This window comes from Actinoplanes sp. NPDC051513, assembly GCF_044454685.1.
Lineage (GTDB): Bacteria > Actinomycetota > Actinomycetes > Mycobacteriales > Micromonosporaceae > Actinoplanes.
Window position 1 is genome coordinate 1 of record NZ_JBITDW010000072.1, and the last position, 1232, is coordinate 1232.

The following is a 1232-nucleotide window of genomic DNA, read 5'->3' on the forward strand; positions in this document are numbered from 1 at the left end:
TTTGGGTGTGTGGGAATCGCACGGCGGAGCCCGGTGGTGGCTGTGGTCAGGCGGTGGCGGGGATCCAGGGGTTGCCGGTAGCGGCTTGGATGAGGGCGTCGAGGGTGTCGATGCCTTGCCGTGCGGCGGTGGCGGTGTAGCTGCGGATCGCGGCGAAGTGCTCGGCTCCGGTCAGGGTGCGCATGCTGCCGGAGACCTTGACGCGTAGTTTCGGCATGCGGATCGTGCGCTCGGCCGGGTTGTTGTCGAACGGGACGGCCGGGTCGGTGACGAAACGCAGGTAGTCGTCGCGGCGGTCGCGGAGGCGGACGAACAGGGCGTGATGCTTGCGCTGGAGTTTGCCGACGCGTTCGGCGGTGGCCGCAGCGCCGAGTATCACCGCGCTGCGCAGCATGAGCTGGTAACGGGCCATGGTGTCGGGGTCGGGGGTCTGGCCTGCGGTGCAGGCGTCGATGGCGAGGCGGTTCAGCCAGCGCAGAGCGGTGATGGCCTGCGCGGCGTGGTCGGTGGCCGGGCCGGTGGCGGTGTCGGTGACGTAGATCAGCTCGCGCAGGGCGTGGGCGTTGCACAATGCGTGGATCATGTGGGTGTAGGTGTCGTACGGCGCCCAGGCGTCATGGACCGCGACCCCGCAGAAGCGTGGGAGGATCCCGATCGCGTCCATCGCCTTCGTGCCCCGTTTCGGATGTACTGCCAGGAGCACGTCGGTGCTGGTGGACGCGGAGTGCAGCCAGGCGAGACGGCCCGCGGTACGCATCCCGGTCTCGTCGAACTGCGCCACCGGCGCAGCGGCGATGCGTCCGGCGATCACCGGCAGCACCCGCTCGATGATCCCGAACGCAGTACGTTTCACCCAGCCGGCCACCGTCGCGGCCGCGACCGGCACGCCGAACAGGTCTTTGAGTGCGGCGGCGGTGCGGGAGACGGACAGGAACTGCCCGTGCAGCAGGTAGACCCCGATCCCGGCCAACCGGGGCCCGTACGCGATCGGCGCGACCGCTTCCGGCGGCGTGGCCGGGGTGGTCCGGTGCCCGCACCCGCATACCAGGGTGATCAGCTGATGCTCGGTGACCTGCGGTTTCACCGGCGGGACATCGATGAGCTGCCGCCAGGTCATGTCAGCCTCCACCGCGCCGGCCAGGCTGTCTCCGCACCCGGCACACACCTGCGGAAGATGCCGGATCACCACGTCCGGACCCGCGAAGCGTTCCAGGGTGACACCATCCTGGCCT

At 69.8% G+C, this 1232-nt stretch carries 1 protein-coding gene; it reads right to left on the reverse strand.

Going from position 1 to position 1232, the window contains the following annotated elements; translation table 11 throughout:
* Positions 1 to 46: 46 nt before the first annotated feature.
* Positions 47 to 1232 (reverse strand): IS66 family transposase (gene tnpC, locus ACIA5D_RS51765; protein WP_396038127.1); only part of this gene is annotated, 1186 nt, incomplete at its 5' end.